This is a genomic window from Paenibacillus thiaminolyticus (assembly GCF_007066085.1).
GTDB classification, from domain to species: Bacteria; Bacillota; Bacilli; order Paenibacillales; family Paenibacillaceae; genus Paenibacillus_B; species Paenibacillus_B thiaminolyticus.
On sequence record NZ_CP041405.1, the window covers coordinates 2,584,213 to 2,605,166 of the forward strand.

The 20,954-nt window shown below is 55.8% G+C and carries 15 protein-coding genes and 3 tRNA genes; 2 read left to right on the top strand and 16 right to left on the bottom strand.

The window, feature by feature from the left end; genetic code table 11:
* Window position 1 precedes the first annotated feature (1 nt).
* From FLT43_RS11625 to FLT43_RS11655, 7 genes are all read right to left on the bottom strand, one after another.
* Window positions 2-901, bottom strand: a complete 900-nt coding sequence (locus tag FLT43_RS11625) for a carbohydrate ABC transporter permease (protein ID WP_087444755.1) — start codon at window positions 899-901, stop codon at window positions 2-4.
* Between the two features lie 80 nt (window positions 902-981).
* A complete protein-coding gene (locus FLT43_RS11630; RefSeq protein ID WP_087444754.1) occupies window positions 982-2,712 on the bottom strand; it encodes an extracellular solute-binding protein in 1,731 nt (576 codons plus the stop codon).
* A gap of 65 nt (window positions 2,713-2,777) precedes the next feature.
* Window positions 2,778-3,752, bottom strand: a complete 975-nt coding sequence (locus FLT43_RS11635; protein WP_087444753.1) for an ABC transporter permease — start codon at window positions 3,750-3,752, stop codon at window positions 2,778-2,780.
* Between the two features lie 30 nt (window positions 3,753-3,782).
* Window positions 3,783-4,592 carry a glycerophosphodiester phosphodiesterase gene (locus tag FLT43_RS11640; protein WP_087444752.1) on the bottom strand — a complete coding sequence of 270 codons (810 nt, stop codon included), beginning with the start codon at window positions 4,590-4,592 and terminating at the stop codon, window positions 3,783-3,785.
* A 293-nt stretch (window positions 4,593-4,885) separates the two neighbouring features.
* Complete coding sequence (locus FLT43_RS11645) at window positions 4,886-5,698, bottom strand: DeoR/GlpR family DNA-binding transcription regulator (protein WP_087445397.1); 813 nt, start codon at window positions 5,696-5,698, stop codon at window positions 4,886-4,888.
* Between the two features lie 65 nt (window positions 5,699-5,763).
* Entirely contained in the window at window positions 5,764-7,518 is a 1,755-nt protein-coding gene (locus FLT43_RS11650) for a LamG-like jellyroll fold domain-containing protein (RefSeq protein ID WP_087444751.1), read from the bottom strand.
* A gap of 24 nt (window positions 7,519-7,542) precedes the next feature.
* Window positions 7,543-8,085 (bottom strand): 5' nucleotidase, NT5C type, encoded by a 543-nt coding sequence (locus tag FLT43_RS11655; RefSeq protein ID WP_244194367.1) that lies wholly within the window; start codon window positions 8,083-8,085, stop codon window positions 7,543-7,545.
* Window positions 8,086-8,562: 477 nt separating this feature from the next.
* On the opposite strand from FLT43_RS11655, the gene rocF reads away from it, so the two are divergent.
* Both rocF and FLT43_RS11665 read left to right on the top strand, forming a co-directional pair.
* Window positions 8,563-9,471, top strand: coding sequence for an arginase (gene rocF, locus FLT43_RS11660; protein ID WP_087444750.1), 909 nt, complete (start codon window positions 8,563-8,565; stop codon window positions 9,469-9,471).
* Window positions 9,472-9,614: 143 nt separating this feature from the next.
* Window positions 9,615-10,796: an ornithine--oxo-acid transaminase gene (locus FLT43_RS11665; protein WP_373994959.1), complete on the top strand. Its 1,182-nt coding sequence runs from the start codon at window positions 9,615-9,617 to the stop codon at window positions 10,794-10,796.
* 1,163 nt (window positions 10,797-11,959) lie between these two features.
* On the opposite strand, the gene map is transcribed toward FLT43_RS11665, so the two are convergent.
* The 9 genes from map to FLT43_RS11710 form a co-directional block, all read right to left on the bottom strand.
* Complete coding sequence (gene map / locus FLT43_RS11670; protein ID WP_087445396.1) at window positions 11,960-12,709, bottom strand: type I methionyl aminopeptidase; 750 nt, start codon at window positions 12,707-12,709, stop codon at window positions 11,960-11,962.
* A 160-nt stretch (window positions 12,710-12,869) separates the two neighbouring features.
* Window positions 12,870-12,955: transfer RNA gene (locus FLT43_RS11675), tRNA-Leu, on the bottom strand.
* A gap of 48 nt (window positions 12,956-13,003) precedes the next feature.
* Window positions 13,004-13,079 (bottom strand) — tRNA-Lys (locus FLT43_RS11680).
* A 46-nt stretch (window positions 13,080-13,125) separates the two neighbouring features.
* Window positions 13,126-13,200 (bottom strand) — tRNA-Glu (locus FLT43_RS11685).
* Window positions 13,201-13,574: 374 nt separating this feature from the next.
* Window positions 13,575-14,966, bottom strand: a complete 1,392-nt coding sequence (mgtE, locus tag FLT43_RS11690; protein WP_087444747.1) for a magnesium transporter — start codon at window positions 14,964-14,966, stop codon at window positions 13,575-13,577.
* Between the two features lie 249 nt (window positions 14,967-15,215).
* Window positions 15,216-16,451 carry an alpha-L-fucosidase gene (locus FLT43_RS11695; RefSeq protein WP_087444746.1) on the bottom strand — a complete coding sequence of 412 codons (1,236 nt, stop codon included), beginning with the start codon at window positions 16,449-16,451 and terminating at the stop codon, window positions 15,216-15,218.
* 144 nt (window positions 16,452-16,595) lie between these two features.
* Window positions 16,596-18,275: an ABC transporter substrate-binding protein gene (locus tag FLT43_RS11700; RefSeq protein WP_087444745.1), complete on the bottom strand. Its 1,680-nt coding sequence runs from the start codon at window positions 18,273-18,275 to the stop codon at window positions 16,596-16,598.
* 56 nt (window positions 18,276-18,331) lie between these two features.
* Window positions 18,332-19,228 (bottom strand): carbohydrate ABC transporter permease, encoded by an 897-nt coding sequence (locus FLT43_RS11705; protein ID WP_087444744.1) that lies wholly within the window; start codon window positions 19,226-19,228, stop codon window positions 18,332-18,334.
* 15 nt (window positions 19,229-19,243) lie between these two features.
* Window positions 19,244-20,206 carry an ABC transporter permease gene (locus FLT43_RS11710; RefSeq protein WP_087444743.1) on the bottom strand — a complete coding sequence of 321 codons (963 nt, stop codon included), beginning with the start codon at window positions 20,204-20,206 and terminating at the stop codon, window positions 19,244-19,246.
* Window positions 20,207-20,954: the final 748 nt, after the last annotated feature.

Consider the following 20,954-nt stretch of genomic DNA (forward strand, 5'->3'; position numbering starts at 1 on the left):
GCTATTCCTTCATGGAGCCAATCATGACGCCCTTGGCGAAATATTTTTGCAAAAAAGGATAGACAAGCACAATCGGCGTAATGACGATAATAATCGTGGCCATCTTCAGAGACGTACCGGTCACCTGCATCTTGTCCAGCATATCCATTTGCAGCGAGCCTGCCGTATTCATCAGCGTCTCCGTCAATGCCTGCTGCTTCGTGAGCATCTCCTGCAGCACCGTCGACAATGGCTTCAAGTTCGGATCACGCACATAGAAGGTGCCCGTGAACCAGTCATTCCAATGCCCGACCGCATTGAACAGTGAAATGGCCGCAATGACAGGCTTGCTTGTCGGCAGAATGATGCGGAAGAAAATCCCGAGATCGCTGCAGCCGTCAATCCGTGCCGCCTCCTCCAGCCCTTCCGGAACCTGCTGGAAGAAGGAGCGCATAATCATCATGTTCCAGACGCTGTACAGCGCAGGCACAATATACACCCAGATGCTGTTCGTCAGATGAAGCTCCTTCAGCACGATATAGTAAGGAATGAGTCCGCCGCTGAACAGCATCGTGAAGAACACGAAGAAGGTAATCTGCTTGTGCCCGGGCAGGGTCTTGCTCTTGAGCACGTAGGCGGCCATCGCCGTCAGCATCACGCTGAGGAAGGTGCCGACGATCGTGCGGAATACCGAGATGAAGAAGCCGTTCACAATGTTGGATTGGCTGAACACTTCCTTGAAATTATCGAGCGTGAATTGGCGCGGCCAAAAATAGATACCGCCCTTCGCCGCATCCGTCCCCACGTTCAATGCCAGCGCCAGCACGTTCAAGGTCGGCAATATAATGGACAGGCACAGCAATAGGAGCAGAGCGTAATTAAGCCCCGTCAGTAGCCGTCCGAACGCAGCCGTCTTTCTCATCCTCGTTCCTCCCCTTTATCCATGGATGGAGAGCCCCTCCGCTCTGGCGGAAAGGCCCTCTCATCTCCTCCTCCGTTCGCTTAGAACAGGAGCTTCGTTTTCGAATCCTTGTCCTTTTCTTCCAGCAGCTTGATGTAATCTTCCAGCCCCGCCGTCTTGAGCAGCGCTGCCGCGCTATCGAGAATCGCCTGCGCTTCGGTCATGTCTTTGGCATAGTAGGCGCGGATCAGGCTCTCTTTGTATTTATCGAGCGCCATCGTCAGCTGCGTGCCTTGGTTGAACTCGCCGATGAACGCCAACGCCGCATAGCCGTCCTTAATATTCGCCTGCTGCTTTTTCTCGTCGTAGTGCCAATAGTCAGCCATCTCCAGCGGGCCCTTATTCATGTCTGGCTTGGCGGCTTCGCCATAGCTCGCCTCGCCGAAATCGGCCAGGTCATTCAAATCCGTGCCGCCGAGGTACCAGCCCCAGTCATTGCCTACGCCGGCAAAGCCAAGCTCCTTCGCCTTGACCGGATCCTTGTCGAGCAGATCAAGCACCTCCTGCTTCGGCACCGGGTTGCCCTTCGCGTCGAGCTCATAGTCCCGTCCTTCCAGGCCGTACTTCCACAACAGCTTGCCTTCGCGGCTCGCCAGGAAGTCGGCCAGCTTCACGATATCTTCCGGATTGTCCGTCGTCTTCGGAATCGACCAAGCGCCATATCCGCCCTTATAGGTCAAGTTCATCTGATATGGGCCATTGACCGAATTCAACGGTCCGAGCGGAATGTAGCGGTTGTCCTTGTTCTCGATGACATAATTATGCATATCTCCGATGATGGCGAACGAATCGTTGAGCACGCCTTCCTTGGCGCGATTTTCTTCCATTGAATAATATTCGGGATGCATCAGCTTCTCGCGGAGGAGCTTCTGGACGAATTCCACGCGCTTCTTGCCATACTCGGTCTGGCTCTCATGCCGAATGCTGCCGCTCTTGTCCCGATTGAACCCTTCACCATTGAATCCCGTCCATACCAGGTCGTTATACAACACATCGCGATCGATGCCTCCCCATACCGTCGGCCCGATCGGGTACACTTCTTTGCCGTTCTTGTCCTTGAAGTGACCGTCCTTAATCTTCTTGGCCAGCTCATAGAGCTGCTCCGAAGTCGTGATCGTGCGCGGATCGACGCCAAGGGCATCGGCAATATCTTTGCGGATGTAAGGGCCCGATACATATTTGCGCACCTCATAACCGCCCTCGCGCGGAATGTTCAAATGCATCGTATAGGCGGCGCCGTTGAATTCCGGCCGGAACACCACGCCATACTGCGTATCGAGCGGCAAATACCCTTCTTCCGTATACTTTTTATAGATATTTGTATTTTGCAAAAACGGGGTCAGATCGTGGAACATCTCCTCGCGCGCCGCCTTGTTGATCATCTCCATCTCCGGGCGTCCGCTATGGTTGAGGTAATAGCCGATGAAGTCCGGCAGATCGCCCGCCGCCAGACCCGCCGCTAGCGCCTTCTGCGATCCGTCATGCCCGACGGCCTGCAGCTCCAACTCAATTCCGGTCATTTCCTTCAGCTTCTTCGCAATCTCCGGATTCATGGCCTCGGTGACGTCGCTGCCCATGAAAATCAGGCCTTTGATTTTGCGATCGGCAATCCAGGTCGATGGCTTGCCGGCGGCAGCGTTATCCGCATTGGTTCCCGCCTCCTGGCTGTTTTTCGTATCGATTCCCCCGCCGCCGCATGCGGTCAACAGAATGGAAAATACAAGCGTCAATGCCGTCAATTTGGACCAGAGCTGCATTCGATTCACTGTCATGTTCTTCTTCTCTCCTCTGCATTGAATATGTGAACGGCTGCGGGCAGGATCTCCATCCCTGCGGCCTACCACAACGATGATTGGAACCATTTCTTGGCTACCCGGTTCACGGTCAGGACGAGAATCAAGCCGACGACGCCCTGCATCATGCCGATGGCGGTGCCGAAGCCGAATTGGCCGCTCTCGAGTCCCATGTAGATGATGTACGTGTCCAAAATTTCCGAGACATTCATATTGCCCGGCGTCTTGAGCAGATAGATCTGGTCGAACCCGGCGGACAAAATATTGCCTAACGATAAGATGAACAGCACGATAATCGTCGGCCGGATGCCCGGCAGCGTAATATGCCAGATCTGGTGCCACTTGTTCGCCCCGTCCATCTTGGCCGCTTCATACAGCGAAGGGCTGATGCCCACGATGGCCGCAAAATAGATAATCGAGCTCCAGCCGACATCCTTCCATATATAGCTCCAAAACATCGTCGGATAAAACGCCTTCTCCTCCATCAGGAAAAAGGTGCTGCCATCGCCGCCGAACCAGGAAATGATCTGATTGACGAGCCCGGTATCCGGCGCCAGAATGCGCTGCAGCATGCCGATAACAATGACCCAGGAGAAGAAATGGGGCAAGTATGCGATTCCTTGAAACAGATTGCGCAGCCTCGAGTTCTTCACTTCGTTGAACATCAGCGCGAGCACAATCGGGAACGGCATCGCCAGGAACACCTTCATTGCGCTAATAATGAGCGTATTCCGGATTAACTGGAGGCTCTGCGGATCCTGGAAAAACATTTTGAAATAAGTAAAACCAATCCAGGGACTGCCGAAGATTCCTTTGTTGAATTGATACTCCTTGAACGCGAGCACCAGCCCGGCCATCGGGATATAGGAAAAAATAATGAAGAACGCGATGCAGGGCAGCAGCAGCAAATACAACTGGTAATGGCGGCTAACCCGCTTCCATAACCGCGAGCGTTCGCCGATTCCGGATCGGTGCCGCCGGCTCCATCCCGCCTTCACCGCAGACGCTTCCTGTGACATCCAACTCCCCCTCCCATCACATCGATGCACTTACGCTTCATGCCGCTCATCCACCTTCCTCAGCCGGAGCAGCTGTTCCGGCCGCTTCGTCGTTATGCTGTCCACCTTCATATTCATCAAGCTCCGCATCGCATCGGCATCATCGACCGTATAGACCGAGACGATAAGCCCGAGCGCATGCGCGCAGGCGACGAAGTCGGGACTGCACCGTTCATAGGGGACATTGACGCCCTGGTAGCCTTGCCGCTTGGCCTGCTCGCAGACAGAGCGGATGAATGCCCCTTCGGCAGCCGCATTCATAGCCCCATTCCCAGCCGCAGCCGCATTTTGAGCCGCATCTACAGCCCCAGTCGCACCCTCATTCGAAGCCGCATCAGCGCTCTCCGGCACATTCAGCAGCAGCGAGATCCCTTCCGTATCGACCTCGATTCCCTCCGTACAGCCCGTAACGAATACGAGCCGTTCCGCTTGGAGCTCCTTCACGAGCCGCAAGGCCGGATTGACGCTCTCCCCGTTTTTGATATCGAGGTTCAGCATCAGGCCGCGGCGCTTCGCCTCTTCCAGCACATCGGCCAGCATCACCAGCCCGTGCTCGCGGTGCGGCGGCCCGAGTCTCGCTCTGGCCGGCATCCGGTTCAGCTCTCTCGCATCGTACAATTCAAGCAGGAGCGAATGATCATGGAGCAGCACGGGTTCGTCCTTGCAGGTGACACGGATATCCAACTCGGCGACATCCGCTCCCGTCGCCGCCGCTTCCATCAATGACGCCCACGTGTTGGCAGGCGCTTCGCCACAGCCGGTATGGGCGGTGACGAGCAGGCGTGTCTCTCTCGTTGGCATGGGATTCCCCTCTCTCTCTTTCACGGCGTGAACAGGCGATCGGCCGATTCACGCCGGATGCGGTGACTGACTTCAACACTTGCTGCAGGTTTCTTTTGATTCCTTCTGATGTTGTGATATGTACACTATAAGGAGTGAATGTTTTCGTGAGATGAACGGGATATTAACGTTTTTTGAAGCCCGTTCTTATCCGGTGCCCCGCAGTCCGGGTCACTACAGTCAAGGTTCAGCCGCGGAGAGAGAGTGATTTGTGGTTTGTTGTGGCGTTTTCCAGCGCAAAAAAAGAACCGGACTCATGTCCGGTTCCCCGTCTCCATACCGCCATCCGCCACGATCCAGGTGATGGCTTTGATCTCCAGCTCCTGCGTCCATGACGCCGGATGCTCCTGATCGCATACGATGACATCGATCTGCTCCAGCGGCGCGATATGGCAGAAGGCCTGAATGCCGATCTTGCTGTAGTCGGCCAGCACGATGACCTCCTTCGCGTTCGCGGTCACCATCCGGGAGATCACGGAATCATTCATATCATAGTCGCTGATTCCGGTCATCACCGACATCCCGCCAACGGAGATGAACGCTTTGTCTACATAGAAATTGCGCAGCATCTCCTGGCAGAGATGCCCGCTTACCGACTGCTGCTCCGGCGAAATCTCCCCGCCAAGAATGATGACCCGGCCGCTGAACAAGCCCTGCGTCAGCGACTCGCGGAGCAGACTGGCCACCGCCAACGAATTGGTGATGACTGTCACCCGCTTTTTGCCCTTCACGGCCCGGGCCAGCTCATGAATCGTCGTGCCTGTATCCATATAGACGGTATTCCCGTCCTGAATCAGCTCGGCGGCGCGGCGGCCAATCGCCTGCTTCGCTTCATGGTTGAGGACTTGCCGCTGCTGGTACGGAGGCTCGCCTTCCTCATACTGCACCTTGACCGCCCCGCCGTATACCCGCCGCAGCCGCCCTACCTCCTCCAGCACCGCCAGATCGCGCCGGATCGTCTCGTTCGAGACATGAAGCCGTTCAGCGAGCGAGACGACCCGCACCTTGCCGACCGCATCGAGCTGCTCGATAATATAACCTTTGCGTTCTTCCGCCAAAAGCGACATCGGCATCGCCCCTCCCCTTTTCCCAGGAAATCGCCTTGCACTTTAAATCAACTGCCTTAAATCATCTATTCCCGCAGTGCGAAGCGCTCTTCGAATGACAGTGGAATGGAGAAGCATTCATAGGGTCCCGTCAACAAGCGGTAATCCGGGTAAGCCAGCTTCTCGCATCCATTCAAGTTCGCCAAATGGTCCACCCACGGGGAGAACGTTCGGAACGTGATGCGGTTCGCACGCTCATCGAATTCCGCCAGCCTCAGCCAGCCGTTGCCGCCGCGATAGCTATCCTGATAGTTGATGAGCAGTTGGATAACGTCCTGCCCACTCGCATTATGCCGAATCCGATGCGCCGTGCCATCATAATGCCCGTTCACCGTCATAAAAACTTGCGGAAAAGGCCAGACCAGCTCCTCCCAGATGAGCAGCCCGCTCTCCGAATCTCGGGCCTTCCGCCGCCCTGCTTCATCCCGTTCCGCATACAGGATATCATGCGAGACGAGAACGGTAGGCAGCGTCCTGTGCTGCTCCAGCAACTCCTTGCACCAAGCCATATCCTGCCGCAGATACTTCATATCCGCCATCAGCCAGCCGTAATGGTAGCTCCCCGCTTCGATGATGCCATACGAGCTGTACCCGGAAGGGGAGCAGCCCCGGACATAACGCTTGGGGAGGAACCGTTCCGGCCCGAAATGCCGTAAATAGGTCCCGGCCGCATCATAGTCATGGTTGCCCGCAGTCATCATGTACGGGACATTCGCGTCATCCAGGATGGCGACCGCCCGTGACGCCCGCTCCCATTCCTCTTCCGCTTCGCTATGGTCAACGACATCGCCCAGCACAGCCGTCATGGCGATACGGCCCCGGGCCTGATGCTTCGCCAGCCATTCCGTCTGAGCCTCGAACATCTCGGGATTCAGATAGACCAGCTTCTGCGGATCGGGGACAAAAGCGAATTGATAGTTCTCTGCCCGTTCCAGCGGAGGGAAGGGGTCATTAGTGCCTTCCAGCACCCGCATCGGCTCAATCTCCACTAACCAATCCGTCCGCTCCAGAGGTTCGCCTGCAATGCGGATCTCCCGAATCGTTCCGGTGAATAGCTTGTCCAGACGCCCTCCCCATTCGGATGCGCCGACATTCCAGCCCTTGCCTTCGATGGCGGCGATGCCGATGATGCTCCGCGCCGGACTGTTGAAGTCGCAAATGCCGTTCACGTACAGCAGCGTCCGATCTCCATCGTTGATGATGACGACATGATGCCACTCCTCTTCCTTCAAATAACGCGACCAACTTGTCGCCGGCACATCCCGTGTCCAGGAATGGCTGACCCATTGATATTCCATGCAGTTCGAGACAGATAAGGTGGCGAGCAGTTCATTCTCCCCCTGCCTGCCGATATCCGCTCCGCGTCCCTGCCGGGTGAGCACCCCCATCCAGCTATGCTTCTCTTCCCGGAACGGACGGGGAAGATGGACGATGGCTTCGATCGTGTAGCCCCGCTCGAAGCGTTCCTGGTTAATGGGCGCGTCCCCTGCCGTCCGGAAATAACACCCGGAGGGAGCGTCATCATTCCGGAAGACGAGGCCATCGTCTGCCCACGACAACGGCAGGCTTGGCTGAGCCTCCGGCTCCTGCGGCGCGGAGCCCGGCCCCTGCCTCACCGCAACCGATTCCAGCCGGTTCCCGTTGCCGCTCTGATCAGCGAGCACAAGCGCGCCCGCTTCAATGGAGCCCGACACGACCTGTCCGGGTTCGAACCGCCAATGCGCCAGCACGGACAAGGGCTGACATCGTTCCGCTAACGGCATCATGCGTTCATGCTGCATGACAAGCCTCCCTCCACAGCCGCTTCATCTGTATCCCGCAGCTTTGCCATCAACCACGCCCCGGCTTCCAGCCATGAATCCACCCGCACGAACCCCTGCTCCCCCCGCATTGTGCGGTGCGGAGAAAAGAATGCCCTGACCCCGGAAGCGCCGGAGCTGGTTCACATTGTCGTCAATCATATAATCGGCGCGAATGATGCTCTTGTCCCCGCAGAAGACGAAGTTCATATCGGACAAAAAGCCAAAATGCTCCTGCAGCCATTCGTACTTGGCGCGGAACGAGGCCGGCACCTCCATCGCCGCCGTCGTGATGAAAATCTCATAATGACGGCTGAGCTCGCGGATAACCTCCTGGCTATGTTCCATCACCTTCAACTGCCGGAAGAAATCTTCGCGCCCGAAGTAGCTGTCAATCTCCCGCTTCCGATCGGGCCTCACCTGTGCCAAGGTTCTGCCCTGCAGCTCCGCGGCCGTAACCGTGTCGCCGTAATCCCGGTTGTACCATTCCCGATGCGTGCCGGCCGTATCGGCCATCACCTCATCCATATCGATTGCAATGCGTTCCATCGCGATTCCTCCCCTTTCAGACCTGACTGAATGCAACCAAGCAACAATACAGACAAAACGCAATCAAACAAACCAGATACCACAATCATAGAAAGATTATGTTTTCATCAGGTCAATCTATTATAAATGTATTGTAAAAAGTATCATTTTTCCAACAACTTGTTCCTTTATATTGATGCATGGCGATTAAAATCCATTCATCAAGTATGCAGATCATGCACTCGATGCCCCTGCCTATAAATTAAAAATAAACTGATGTTATGCATTTATGCATAAAAAACCTGCATAAAAGCTTGCCTTTCCGGTTTCAAAATGCTTAATTTTTAAGCTTTTTCCCCGAAAACCGCCGCATCCCAACCGCAACTTCCTTCCGAAGCTTCCGTAATATATAGAGCTTCATCCTGATTGTTCCATTACATCCTGAATCCTCCTTCCTATATTTGTGAACGCTTACATTCTCAAGAGAGGAGTCTTACCATGGACCGTAATCTAATTGCATTGCTGCGCGTTCCCTACGGCAAGGGAGGCGCACGGCCGGGAGCGGAGCAAGGACCGGATGCGCTAGTGAAGGCCGGGCTCGTCCGGCATTTGTCGCAGCTGGGCTTGCAGACGACAGACGAAGGGGCCGTCCTTCCTCCCGGCGCGCAAGACAGCGGCACTCAAGCCTCCGGGACGAAGCTGAAGCATCTGGAGGAAATCGCTGCTCTCAACAGCGATCTGGCCGACCGCGTCGCGGATGTCGCCTCCAGCGGGCGGTTTCCGCTCATTCTCGGCGGCGATCACAGCATCGCCATCGGCACGATCGCCGGATTGACGAGACATTACCGCAATCTCGGCGTTATCTGGTTCGATGCCCACGGCGATCTGAATACCGAGGACACGAGCCCGAGCGGCAATATTCACGGCATGTCGCTGGCCGTCAATTTTGATCAGGGGCATCCCCTGCTCACCCGGATCAGGCGGGAATCGTCCCGCATCGATCCGTCGAAGGTGGTCATAATCGGGGCGAGATCGCTTGATGAAGGCGAGCGTGCGTACATCCGCCAAGCCGGCATTGCCTGCTTCACGATGCATGATATCGACCGCAAGGGCATGCCGTATGTGATGGAGCAAGCCTTGCGCATTCTCGGCGACGGAACCGATGGCGTCCATCTCAGCTTCGACATCGACAGCCTCGATCCAGCCGAGGCTCCCGGTACAGGGACGCCTATTCCGGGCGGGGTCAGCTACCGCGAAGCGCATCTTGCCCTCGAAATGATGTATGAATCCGGCCTGATCACATCCGCCGAATTCGTGGAGGTCAGCCCGCCGCTGGACAGCCAGAAGCGGACGGTCCGCTTAGCCATCGGCCTGATCGGCTCGCTGCTGGGCGAACAGATTTTATAATTGCAGGCGGGAGGCCACCCGAGACTACGCTCTGTTATCGTAAGGGTGCAGAGTAAAGAAGCAGACCAAGCGGCTTTTCCGCTCAGACCTGATTACATTTTTCCGTATTTTGAAAAAAGGAGGAGACAAGAGTGAATCAATCGATGCGAATTATCGACCAGACGGAGCACTACGGGGCGCGGAACTATCATCCGCTGCCGATCGTCATTTCGAAGGCGGAGGGCGTCTGGGTCGAGGATCCGGAGGGGCACCGCTATATGGATATGCTGAGCGCCTATTCCGCCCTGAACCATGGCCATCGTCATCCGGCCATCATCCAAGCGCTCAAGGACCAGGCCGATAAAGTGACGCTCACCTCAAGGGCGTTCCATAATGATCAGCTCGGCCCCTTCTACGAGCGCCTCTCCGACCTGACCCGCAAGGCGATGATCCTGCCGATGAATACAGGCGCCGAGGCGGTAGAGACAGCCATCAAGGCCGTGCGCCGCTGGGGCTACGAGTGCAAGGGCATCCCGGACAACCAGGCCGAGATCATCGTCTGCGACGGCAACTTCCACGGCCGGACGGTCACGATTACGTCCTTCTCGTCGGAAGAGGAATACAAGGCAGGCTTCGGCCCGTTCACGCCCGGGTTCAAGCTCATCCCGTACGGTGATATCGGGGCGCTCGAGCGGGCGATCACGCCGCATACGGCCGCCTTCCTGGTGGAGCCGATTCAAGGCGAAGCCGGCATCATCGTGCCGGAGCCGGGCTTCCTGAAGGCGGCACGCGCGTTGTGCAGCCAGCACAACGTCCTGTTGGTCGCCGACGAAATTCAGACCGGGCTCGGCCGCAGCGGCAAAATGTTCGCCTGCGACTGGGAAGAGGTCGTGCCGGATATGTACATCCTCGGCAAGGCGCTCGGCGGCGGCGTCATTCCGGTCTCCGCCGTCGCCGCCGATGCCGAGGTGCTCGGCACGTTCACGCCCGGGTCGCACGGCTCCACCTTCGGCGGCAATCCGCTCGGCTGCGCCGTCGCCAACGCCGCGCTGGAGACGCTGGTCCGCGAGCGGCTCGCCGACCGGGCGCGGGAGCTTGGCGATTACTTCATGGACGGACTTGCCAAGCTCCAATCGCCGCGCATCAAGGAATTGCGCGGCCGCGGCCTGCTGATCGGGCTCGAGCTGACCGAGCCCGCCCGCCCTTACTGTGAGCAGCTCCAGAAGGTGGGCTTGCTCGCCAAGGAGACCCACGACCATACGATCCGCTTCGCCCCGCCGCTCGTCATTACGAAGGAAGAGCTGGACTGGGCATTGGAGCGGATTCGGGAAGTGCTGCCGGCGTAAGTCCGCTTCAAGCCAGGCCGCGTTCCCCCGAGACCGAACTCAAAAGAAAGGGGCCGTCCCATAAGCAGTATTTAGCTTACAGTGAGACGGCCCCTCCTGCTTCTCAAAGCTCGACTTGCCGAAAAGCTGCAAGAAAGAATGCAGTTTTTCGGTCTGACGTTTATTCCGTTACAACAATTCCTGCAAAACCGCATCAATTTCAGCCTAACCATATAAATAGAAAGCAAAGATCAGCGGAATTAGTGCACTTCTCAGGCTGTTGAGAAAATCCAAGGGATTTTGTGGCACTTCATTTTTTATGTGGCGGATCTCGTCTCTCAGTAAAAAAATCGATTTAAAACGCTGTGGGTGCCAAGTTTTGAGTAGGAAAATGAACAATCTCCAACCCTTCTTAAAAAACAGGGGTTTTCTAACGGCCTGAAAACCGCACCATTTCCCTAGCCACGTCTATCCGGTAGGCGAAATCCGCAAAACTGCACGATTTCTACGCCTATTCGGTAAACTTGAAATCCTGCTCAAATACAGCAATTCAATATGGACGACTTTCCCAGAAAGGGGATCCTGCAAAACTGCAGGAATTTCACCCGTTTCGCTTCGGCTTGGAGCAAAAGGGCCTAAAATGATGTAGATTTGCAGCAATTCCTCTGGATGTGGACTCATTGAGCCGAAATTCCTGTAAAATAGCAGCAATTCCCTCCATCCGTTCAAGCCCGAGGAGGCAACGATGCCTCCAGAAGGCAATAATGCTTCCTGAAGGCAATGATGCCTCCAGAAGGCAATGATGCTTCCTGAAGACGATGATGCCCCAAGGATCCGACGCGGTCTCTTGGATCCCCAAAAATCCGGCCGTTGAGAAGTATATGGGAATTTTCTCCACTTTATTTTTTATATAGTGGAACTCATCTCCGCCCATTCGTAAAAAACAGGGGTTTTCCAACGGCCTGACTTCTGCAGCAATTTAATAAAATATCGGCTCAAATTAGTGTAAATTCCTGCATTAACGCAGGATTCATTTCCTCATCCATCTTCCGAAGCCTTCCGCCGCTTTTCAGACGCTTTTCAGACGCTTTTCAGACGCCGTCTTCCCGCCTCTATAGTCTCTGCTGTCCTGTCTTGCCCCGCATCCTTGTGCACTGAATGGGACAGTCTCGTATTTCAGCAATTTAATCCTGCTGTGTCAAAATGAGCGGGCCGTCGGCCGTAATCGCGAGCGTATGCTCATACTGCGCGGACAAGCCGCCATCCTTCGTTCTCGCCGTCCAGCCGTCCGGATCGCGCTTGCTCTGCCAGACCCCGGTATTCAGCATCGGCTCGATCGTGATGACCATGCCTTCCTTCAGGCGCATGCCTTTGCCGGCAGGCCCGTAATGGAGTACCTGCGGCTCCTCGTGCATATCCTGCCCGATCCCGTGGCCGACGAATTCACGCACGACCGAGAAGCCTTCGGCCTCGGCCAACGCCTGAATCGCATGGGCGATATCGCCAAGGCGGTTGCCGATGACCGCTTGCTCGATGCCCTTGTACAGCGACTCTTCCGTCGTGTTAAGCAGATGGGCAGCCTCGTCAGAGATGTTGCCCACCGCGTAAGACCAAGCGGAATCAGCCAGCCAACCGTTCAGATTCACGACCATATCGATGGTGACGATATCCCCGTCCTTCAGCTCGGTCTCGCTCGGAAAGCCGTGGCAGATGACATCGTTGACGGAAGCGCATGTCGCATAAGGATAGCCCATATAGCCTTTTTGCTCCGGCGTTGCGTTATGCTCCTTCAAAAACCGCTCCACAAAGCGATCGATTTCCATCGTCGTGATGCCCGGGCGGATCATTTTCGCGATCTCTTTGTGGCAGGCCGCCAATACTTTGCCCGCTTCGTGCATTTTGGCAATTTGCTCTTTTGTCTTGATAATAATCATATTCAACACCTCTTGGTTCGCTGCCTGATCAGATTCGGAACGATCCTTCGCTCCGTCCGGCGCTTGGAAATGGAAACGAGGTTCAAGTTCAATGCGATATCCCAGTAAAAACAAAAAAAGCCTTGTATGCCAAGACTTCGCTCATTCGTCGTAAAAGTTATGGTGCGGTAGAGAGGACTCGAACCTCCACGGGCGTACGCCCACTACCCCCTCAAGATAGCGTGTCTGCCATTCCACCACTACCGCACGTATGTTGGGAACGATGCTTCCGCATTGCAACCATAAAAAGAAAACTGGTGAGCCATGAAGGACTCGAACCTTCGACACCCTGATTAAAAGTCAGGTGCTCTACCAACTGAGCTAATGGCTCGTGCTGACTGAACATTGCTGTCCGCCATATCATCCATAAGAAAAGATGGTGACCCGTACGGGATTCGAACCCGTGTTACCGCCGTGAAAGGGCGGTGTCTTAACCGCTTGACCAACGGGCCATGCCTTCAAAACTTCATCACCTCGCGGCGACAATTAAGAGTATAACAAACGACATGGCCGTTGACAAGCTTTTTTTTCGGTATTTTTTCAAGGTGCTTTTCAGGGTCCTTTTCCCGGCGGATTCGTGCAGGACGGTCCATCCGCAGCATCAGTCTGCATCGATCCGCAAGAATCCAAAAATCGGGAATGACCCCGGACGAAGAACAGACTCATCATGCTGACGATCGCCGCATTCGTGAAAATGTCCTCATTTCATGTAAAATATAAAGAAATGCCTTTCAAATAGTGGACACTATTCTGTGAAGGAGATATGTTCTCTTCGGCATCCGGCGCAACTCAACTCCGGGAAAGCATGGCCCCAGCAGCACGCTTCTCACATGATATAGGACAAGAACAGGGTCGCCGTCCCGAAATAGACCGTGAGCGAGAAGATATCGTTCAGCGTCGTAATGAGCGGGCCGGACGCTACCGCCGGATCGGCATTCATCCGGTACAGAATAAGCGGAATGACGGTCCCTGCCATCGTTCCGATAATGACCGTCAGGAACAAGGAACTGCCGACGACAAGTCCGAGCGGAAGGCTGGACTGCCAGAAGCCCGCGACGAGCGCGACCGCGAGGCCGCATACGGTGCCGATGATGAGCCCGACGACCAGCTCGCGTCCGATCAACCGGCTGACGGAGCCTTTGTCCAGCTTCTCCGACGCCAGGCCGCGAATGACGACCGCCAGTGATTGCGTGCCTGTATTCCCTGTCATCCCGGCGATCATCGGCATGAAGAAGGTCAAGGCGACGACCTGCTGCAGCGTCTCTTCGAAGCGGCTGATAATGCTGCCCGACACCAAGCCGAGGAACAGCAGCATAATGAGCCAGGGCAGACGCCGCCGCGCCGCCGTGAACGGATTCGTGCGGAAATCGATCGTCTTGTCCGTAGCCGAGTATTTATTGAAATCCTCATGCGCCTCTTCCCGCAGGACGTCGATGACGTCATCGACCGTCACGATCCCGATCAGCCGGTTATTTTCATCCACGACCGGCATCGAGAGGAAGTCATACTGCTCGAACAGGCGGGCGACTTCTTCCTGATCCGTGTCGGCCGTAACCGAGATGACCTTCTCATTCATCAAGGATTGAATCGTCTCCGTCTCCTGGGCCAGCACCAGCTCGCGGTATGCGAGCGTGCCGACGAGACGCTTTTCTTCATTTACAACATAAAAATAATGCACATGCTTCGTCAATTCGGCGAATGCCTTCACCTTCTCGACGGCTTCACGCACCGTATAGCGCTGATAGAACCAGACATAGCGGTTCGTCATCAGACCGCCAGCCGTCTCCGGCTCATAGGTCAAGAGCTGGCGGACCGTATCGCGCTCTTCCCGCTTCATCAGCGATAATAGGAATTCCTTCGCTTCCACGCTGACAGCTGCCATCGTATCGGCCAAGTCGTCGTTATCCATGCGGTTCAGTACTTCCGCAGCACGCTCGTGCCCGAGCATCTGAAAAGACTCCAGCTGCAGCGCCGGATCCAGCTCGCGCATGATGCCTGTAAGCTGATCGACGTCGAGCACCTCAAGCAAGCGGGAGCGCTGCGTTATCATTGCGTCCCGGTAGACGAGAGCGAGGTCATACGGGTGCCAGTACCGGAAGGCATGCCGGATCGATTCCTCGTCTCCCTCTAGAATCTGAATCGCCTCCGCCATAATATCTTCCGGCTCTCTGCCTCCGCTGACCGCTTCGTTCGGGTCATTGGTCTGTTGTCTGCTCACGCCGTCACCTCCTTCATGATGTTCTGCCGGCTTGCTTCCCCCATTGGCCATCCGCGCGCTAAGGCCCATCTCTTCATGATATGATTAACACAATCCTTCGGTACCGACACATCGCACGGCCATCGGGCAGCCGTGAACTTTACCTATTAAATCTTTCATATTATATGAAAAAAAGCAAGGATTAACCGCATTCCTTCCACTGCGGTCCATCCTTGCCGTTACTGCTCCGTATGCCAATCCACTTCCGCCTTATTCGCCCGCCGAATAGGCGGCCAAGCTGCGAATATGCGGCTCTGCCGCCTCCTCTGTGACGCGGAGCCGGATGCGGGATGTCCGCGTCGGCTCGATGCGGTCGATTTTCTTGTGGCCGATGGCGCTTCCCGCTGCAACCGGCTTCCATTCCCCGCCGACCTCCGCTTCAATCGTGTAGGCACGCACCCGTTCCCCGTAGGCAATGTCCTCCATCGACACCACATGATCGATAAGCGCTTCCTCGTCCAGCGCCAGCTCAAGCTCAGACCCCGTCCCGGAGGCGGAGCCCAGCGGCCGCCCGAACCGGCGGCGGATCGCCGCCCCGAATTCGAGCACGCGCTCCGTGTCGGGATCCGGCAGCAGGCCGCGGGGGTCCGGAGACACATTCAGCAGCAGCGTCGTCCCATGCCCGACCGAGCGGTAGTACAAATCCATTAAATGATCGAGGGTGTGCAGGCTGTGCTCATCGTTGGGATGCCAGAACCAATGCCGCTTCCGGATCGGAACATCGCATTCCGCGGGCACCCAGCCCGGCGTCTCTTCCATCCATGTATTCATGTCGCTCGTGAACATGCTGACCCGGGCGCTCTGCGCCGTGTTCCAGCACGGATACGGCGCAACTCCGTCCTCATTCCCGACCCAGCGGATCGTCGGAGCGCCCATATTGAAGATCATCGCGTCCGGCTGATGCTGCTTCACGAGGCCGATAATGCGCTTCCAATCGTATTCGCGCCCTTCGGAGCCCGCCCCGTCGAACCACACCTCGACGAGAGGCCCGTATCCGGTCAGCAGCTCGGTCAACTGCTCCGCATAGAAATCGTCATATGCAGCCGGATCGGCATAGCATGGCGCATTGCGATCCCACGGCGACACATATACGCCGAACTTCATCCCTTCTTCCCGGCAGGCGTCCGCGACCTCGCGCACGACATCGCCCTGGCCGTTCTTCCACGGGCTCGACCGGATTGAATATTCGGTCGTCTTGGTCGGCCATAGACAGAAGCCGTCATGATGCTTCGCCGTCAAAATGACATACTTGAAGCCGGCCTCCTTCGCGGTCCGGATCCATTGGCGCGCATCCAGCTCCACCGGGTTGAACAATTCCGGGGAATCCGTTCCGTCTCCCCATTCTTGATCGCAATACGTATTGATGCCGAAGTGAAAAAACATCCCTAACTCCAAGTCCTGCCACGCCATTTGCTGCGGCGTGGGCACCGCCAGCCTCAGATTCATCCTGCCGCTGCTCCTCTCTACCGATAGATTGGTTGCTCGCTGTCCTCCAGTTGAGATCAATTTCGGTTCCTCGCCACTCTCCAGGTGACGAGGAGGCCGCCGTCCGGAATCCGCACCGCAGTGCTTCGGATGGCAGCCTGCCCCTTATTTTTTCAACGCCTTGCTATAAATTTCAAGATACTTCGCTAATTGCAGCCCGTCAAACCCTTTTACATAAGCATCCCAATCCTTGTCCACATCCTTGCTGCCGGTAATGAATTGCGCCATATTCGATTCGACGTAATCATTGATCGAGGTCTGCAGCTGCGCGGCCAGGGAAGCATCCTCCGCCGCAATGAAGATATCGGACGGGAAGGCGATCTCCGGCTTCGCGAATGGCTCGTATTTCTTGGATTCAGTGCGCAGGCGCAGCCCGTAGCCGTCTTCCGAATACATATCCTCCGGCACGGCGAAGGAGTCGCGCAGCTCGTTGGTCATTTTCATGATGCCAAGCTCTTGCCATGTTCCGTTCTGCACCTGGGCCACATTCGGCTTCGGCGTCTGCTTGAAGCGCGCCGGCGTTCCATCCGCCGTCTTCTCGCCCGCCTCGGCCTTGCGGTACCCATCCCCTTCTCTGCCCATGCTGCTGAACAGGGTCGCTTCCTCCGAGTAGAGATAGTCCGCGAACCGGATCGCCGCAATCTGCTGTTCGGCCGTCGCCTTGTTCGTAATCGCGAACTGGCCGTTGCCAGCCCCGACGAAATAGCCTGCAAGCTGCACACCTTCCGGACCCTTCAGCGGCGGAACCGTGACATAGTCCTTGTGGCGCGGGGTCAGCTCATTCGGCGAATACACATAGCTGATCAGCGCGGTGGCGACCGCTCCCATCACATTGTCCGGCCGGTTGCCGACCTGCTTCACGGCATCCGCGTTTTGGGTGAAGGACGCTTTGTCAATCAACCCTTCCGCATACAGCTTATGAATGTAGCGCAGCCCTTCCCGCCATGGCTCTTGATTCGGCGAGAACTTCAATTCCCCGTTGTCCAGATACATATAGGTCGTGGCATCATTATAGATGAACGCATTCATCAAGTACGCGTCCAGACCTCCGCCCCACATTTCCTTTTTCCCGGCGGTCGTGAGCGGTATCTCATCCTGCTTGCCATTCCCGTTCGGGTCTTTCTCTTTGAATGCCTTCAAGGTTTCATAGAACTCATCCGTCGTCGTCGGCATCTTCAGCCCGAGCTGATCCAGCCACGTTTGGTTGATCCACATTTTCGAGGCATAGGTACAGTGATAGCACTCGTTCACTTTTGGTATGGCGTAAATATTGCCGTCAGGCGTCGTTATCGCGTCCTTCAAGTACGGGATGTCCGCCATCGCCTGCTTCATGTTCGGCGCATACTTCTCAATCAGATCGTTCAGCGGGATGAAGACGCCTTGTTGGCCGTACTTCATTTGATCCGCCTTGCTGAAGGAGCCTGCCAGAATCACTTCCGGATAGTCGCCGCTCGCCATCATGAGCTGCTTTTTCTCCTCCAGCGCGCCTTCCGGCACGACATCCCATTTAATCTGGATATTGGTCTTCTCCTCCAGGTACTTCGTGAACTCGTTCGTCTCCAGATTCTCGATCGCCGCCGACTGGGGAGCGAACATTTTCAGCGTCATCGGCTCCTTCACAATCGGGAATTCCCCGACCGGGCTGAATAGCTCCTCCGCCTTGACCCCATCGGCCGGATCGGTTGCCGCGGCTCCCTGCTTCGCGCCCCCTCCTCCAGAGCAAGCCGCCAGCAGCAGCGAGATGCTCAACATCATGGCGAGCAAGACAGATCCTTTTTGTCTCATCATTAGACCCTCCTTGAAAATGTCATCTCATATCGAAATGCATGAGGCATGCCGTGTTACCCTTTTAACGATCCGATTAAGACGCCCTTCACAAAATGCTTCTGCACAAATGGATAGATCATCAGCACGGGCGCGCTGGCCACCACGATCAGCGAATATTTGAGCAGCTCGGCGATGCCCTGAAGCTGCAGCATGTCATCGACATTGGCCATCATGGCCGGGTCCACTGAATTGAGAATCAAAATGTTGCGCAGCACGATTTGCAGAGGGAACATGTCAGGCGACTTCAAATAAATGAGCGCCCCGAAATACGAATTCCAATGCCCGACCGCATACATCAGCGTCATGACGGCCAGAATCGGCTTGGACAGCGGCAGCACGACGCTGGTAATGAAGCGGATATCGCTGCAGCCGTCAATCTCCGCCGCCTCCGACAGCTCCTCCGGGATGGACGACTGGAAGAAGGTGCGGGCGATAATGACCTGGAACACCGCCAAGGCGCCCGGAATGATCATCGCCCAGCGCGTATCAATCAGACCGAGCGACTTCACGACCATATAGTTCGGGATGAGGCCGCCGTCGAACAGCATCGTGAACACGAGCAGCATCATGAGCAGATGCCGTCCATAGAACGTCGTGCGCGACAGCGGGTAAGCGATGAGCACCGTCATGACGACATTGACCAACGTGCCGAAGACGGCGTAGAAGATCGAATTCGCATAGCCAATCAATATATTGGAATTCGCGAAGACGGCCTTGTAGCCGGCAAGCGTGAACTCGACGGGAAAGATCCAGACCTGTCCCGAGTTCACCGCCTGCGGCGAGCTGAACGAAGCGCTCAAAATATGAAGCAGCGGGAATAAAATAATAACTAGGATCAATGTTAAAAACACGTACACGCCAGCGAGGAACAAGCGGTCGGGCAGTGATTCCCTGATCGTCGTGTTGCTCATGAACGAGAGCCCCCTTTACCACAGACTCGACTCGGACAGCCGGCGCGCAATCGCGTTAACCGTCACGATCAAGATCAGATTGATGACTGAGTTGAAGAGCCCGATCGCCGTGGAGAAGCTGAAGTTCGCATTCAGCAGCCCCACCTTGTACACATAGGTCGAAATAATTTCTGACGACTCCAGATTGAGCGGGTTCTGCATCAGATACATTTTCTCGAAGCCGACGCTCATCATGCTGCCGACATTCAATATAAGCAAAATAACCATCACCGGGAAAATGCTCGGCAAATCGATGTTCCATATTTTCTGGAACCGCGTCGCGCCATCGACCTTGGCCGCTTCATACAGCTCCGGATTGACCCCAGCCAGCGCGGCAATATAAATAATCGCGCCGTAGCCCGTAAATTGCCATACATCGGACCAGACATAAATCGATTTGAACAGCTCCGGCCGTCCCATGAAGTCGATCCCTTCGAACCCGAAGAGCCGCAACACATTGTTCACCATGCCGACGTTCGGCGACAGAGCAACGATAACGATAGACACCATAATGACGGTCGAGATGAAATAGGGCGCATACGTCACCATTTGCACGGTTTTTTTGAACCAGCCGTTGCGAATTTCATTCAAGAGCAGGGCCAACAGGATCGGAGCCGGGAACCCGACTGCCAGCCCGTACAGGCTGACGACGATCGTATTGCGGATGTAATTCCAGAAGTAGGGGGACTCGAGGAACTGCTCAAAATATTTCAGTCCGACCCACGGGCTGTCCCAGATGCCCTGCACAACGTTATATTCTTTGAACGCGATCAGCACGCCGCCCATAGGCACATATTTGAAAATAAGCAGGTAGGCGACAGGCAGCAGAACCAACAGGTAGAACTGCCAATGCTTCTTAATTCGCTTGCCGGTGCCTGGGGCAAACGCGAAGCGCGATGTCAGGCGGCGGGATGCAGATCCGGGCGTGACGTTTGCCATGGGGCATTCCTCCTTTGTGACCAACATAATGAGATGCATAAATTGCAGGATGGTACCGTTTTCAAATCTGCGTGGCCCATGGCAGGCTCCTCATCTCCGATCGAAGCGCATGAAGCGCATTTCGAAGTACATGACGAAGTGCACGCCGAAGTCATGGCGAAATCATGGCGAAGTGCATGGCAAGTGCATGGCAAGTGCATGGCGCACAGCGAAGCGATAGCTTCCGGCTTCCGAATTTCGGCTTCCGGATTTCGACTTCCAGAACACTAGTCCGAATGCCTCCCGGGTTGAGTCTGATTATAGGCGACGGAATTCCGCCGGCACAATCAACCATTTTCCCGGCAAAGAACCATTTTCTCCCGTCGAGCTTCCCCTTGCGGCAAAGAGTCAATTAACCGTTTTCCCTTCGCTTGATAACTTTCGCACGCCGCTTCCTGGTTGGATCGCCTTGCGCGTTCAAGGACACTATGAGCTGATCGTTACCCGCCTGATCCGGAGCACACGATTTTCGGATTCTCGCACTTGTACTCCGAAAAAACTGTAAAAGTACATCTTTTCCTGCATCACTGGGGCGTGGAATAGTGAAACCTGCAAATATACAGCAATTCTCTCCGCCATCGCTCGGATCGGGACAGTTTCGGGCAAAAAACTGCACTGTTGCAGCTTTTTAGCCGCTTCTGGTTCCGCTGGCGATCAATTCCTGCACTTTTGCAGGCTCCCGCGCGTCGCTTCCTGGCGGGATTGTCCC

What these genes read in the sequence shown, in the direction of transcription:
- FLT43_RS11630 (WP_087444754.1), bottom strand. Translation starts at nt 2,712, where the DNA reads ATGACAGTGAATCGAATGCAGCTCTGGTCCAAATTGACGGCATTGACG.
- FLT43_RS11650 (WP_087444751.1), bottom strand. Translation starts at nt 7,518, where the DNA reads ATGCAGCATGAACGCATGATGCCGTTAGCGGAACGATGTCAGCCCTTG.
- rocF (WP_087444750.1), top strand. Translation starts at nt 8,563, where the DNA reads ATGGACCGTAATCTAATTGCATTGCTGCGCGTTCCCTACGGCAAGGGA.
- FLT43_RS11655 (WP_244194367.1), bottom strand. Translation starts at nt 8,085, where the DNA reads ATGGAACGCATTGCAATCGATATGGATGAGGTGATGGCCGATACGGCC.
- map (WP_087445396.1), bottom strand. Translation starts at nt 12,709, where the DNA reads ATGATTATTATCAAGACAAAAGAGCAAATTGCCAAAATGCACGAAGCG.
- FLT43_RS11700 (WP_087444745.1), bottom strand. Translation starts at nt 18,275, where the DNA reads ATGAGACAAAAAGGATCTGTCTTGCTCGCCATGATGTTGAGCATCTCG.
- FLT43_RS11695 (WP_087444746.1), bottom strand. Translation starts at nt 16,451, where the DNA reads ATGAATCTGAGGCTGGCGGTGCCCACGCCGCAGCAAATGGCGTGGCAG.
- FLT43_RS11705 (WP_087444744.1), bottom strand. Translation starts at nt 19,228, where the DNA reads ATGAGCAACACGACGATCAGGGAATCACTGCCCGACCGCTTGTTCCTC.
- FLT43_RS11710 (WP_087444743.1), bottom strand. Translation starts at nt 20,206, where the DNA reads ATGGCAAACGTCACGCCCGGATCTGCATCCCGCCGCCTGACATCGCGC.
- FLT43_RS11625 (WP_087444755.1), bottom strand. Translation starts at nt 901, where the DNA reads ATGAGAAAGACGGCTGCGTTCGGACGGCTACTGACGGGGCTTAATTAC.
- FLT43_RS11640 (WP_087444752.1), bottom strand. Translation starts at nt 4,592, where the DNA reads ATGCCAACGAGAGAGACACGCCTGCTCGTCACCGCCCATACCGGCTGT.
- FLT43_RS11635 (WP_087444753.1), bottom strand. Translation starts at nt 3,752, where the DNA reads ATGTCACAGGAAGCGTCTGCGGTGAAGGCGGGATGGAGCCGGCGGCAC.
- FLT43_RS11665 (WP_373994959.1), top strand. Translation starts at nt 9,615, where the DNA reads ATGCGAATTATCGACCAGACGGAGCACTACGGGGCGCGGAACTATCAT.
- FLT43_RS11645 (WP_087445397.1), bottom strand. Translation starts at nt 5,698, where the DNA reads ATGTCGCTTTTGGCGGAAGAACGCAAAGGTTATATTATCGAGCAGCTC.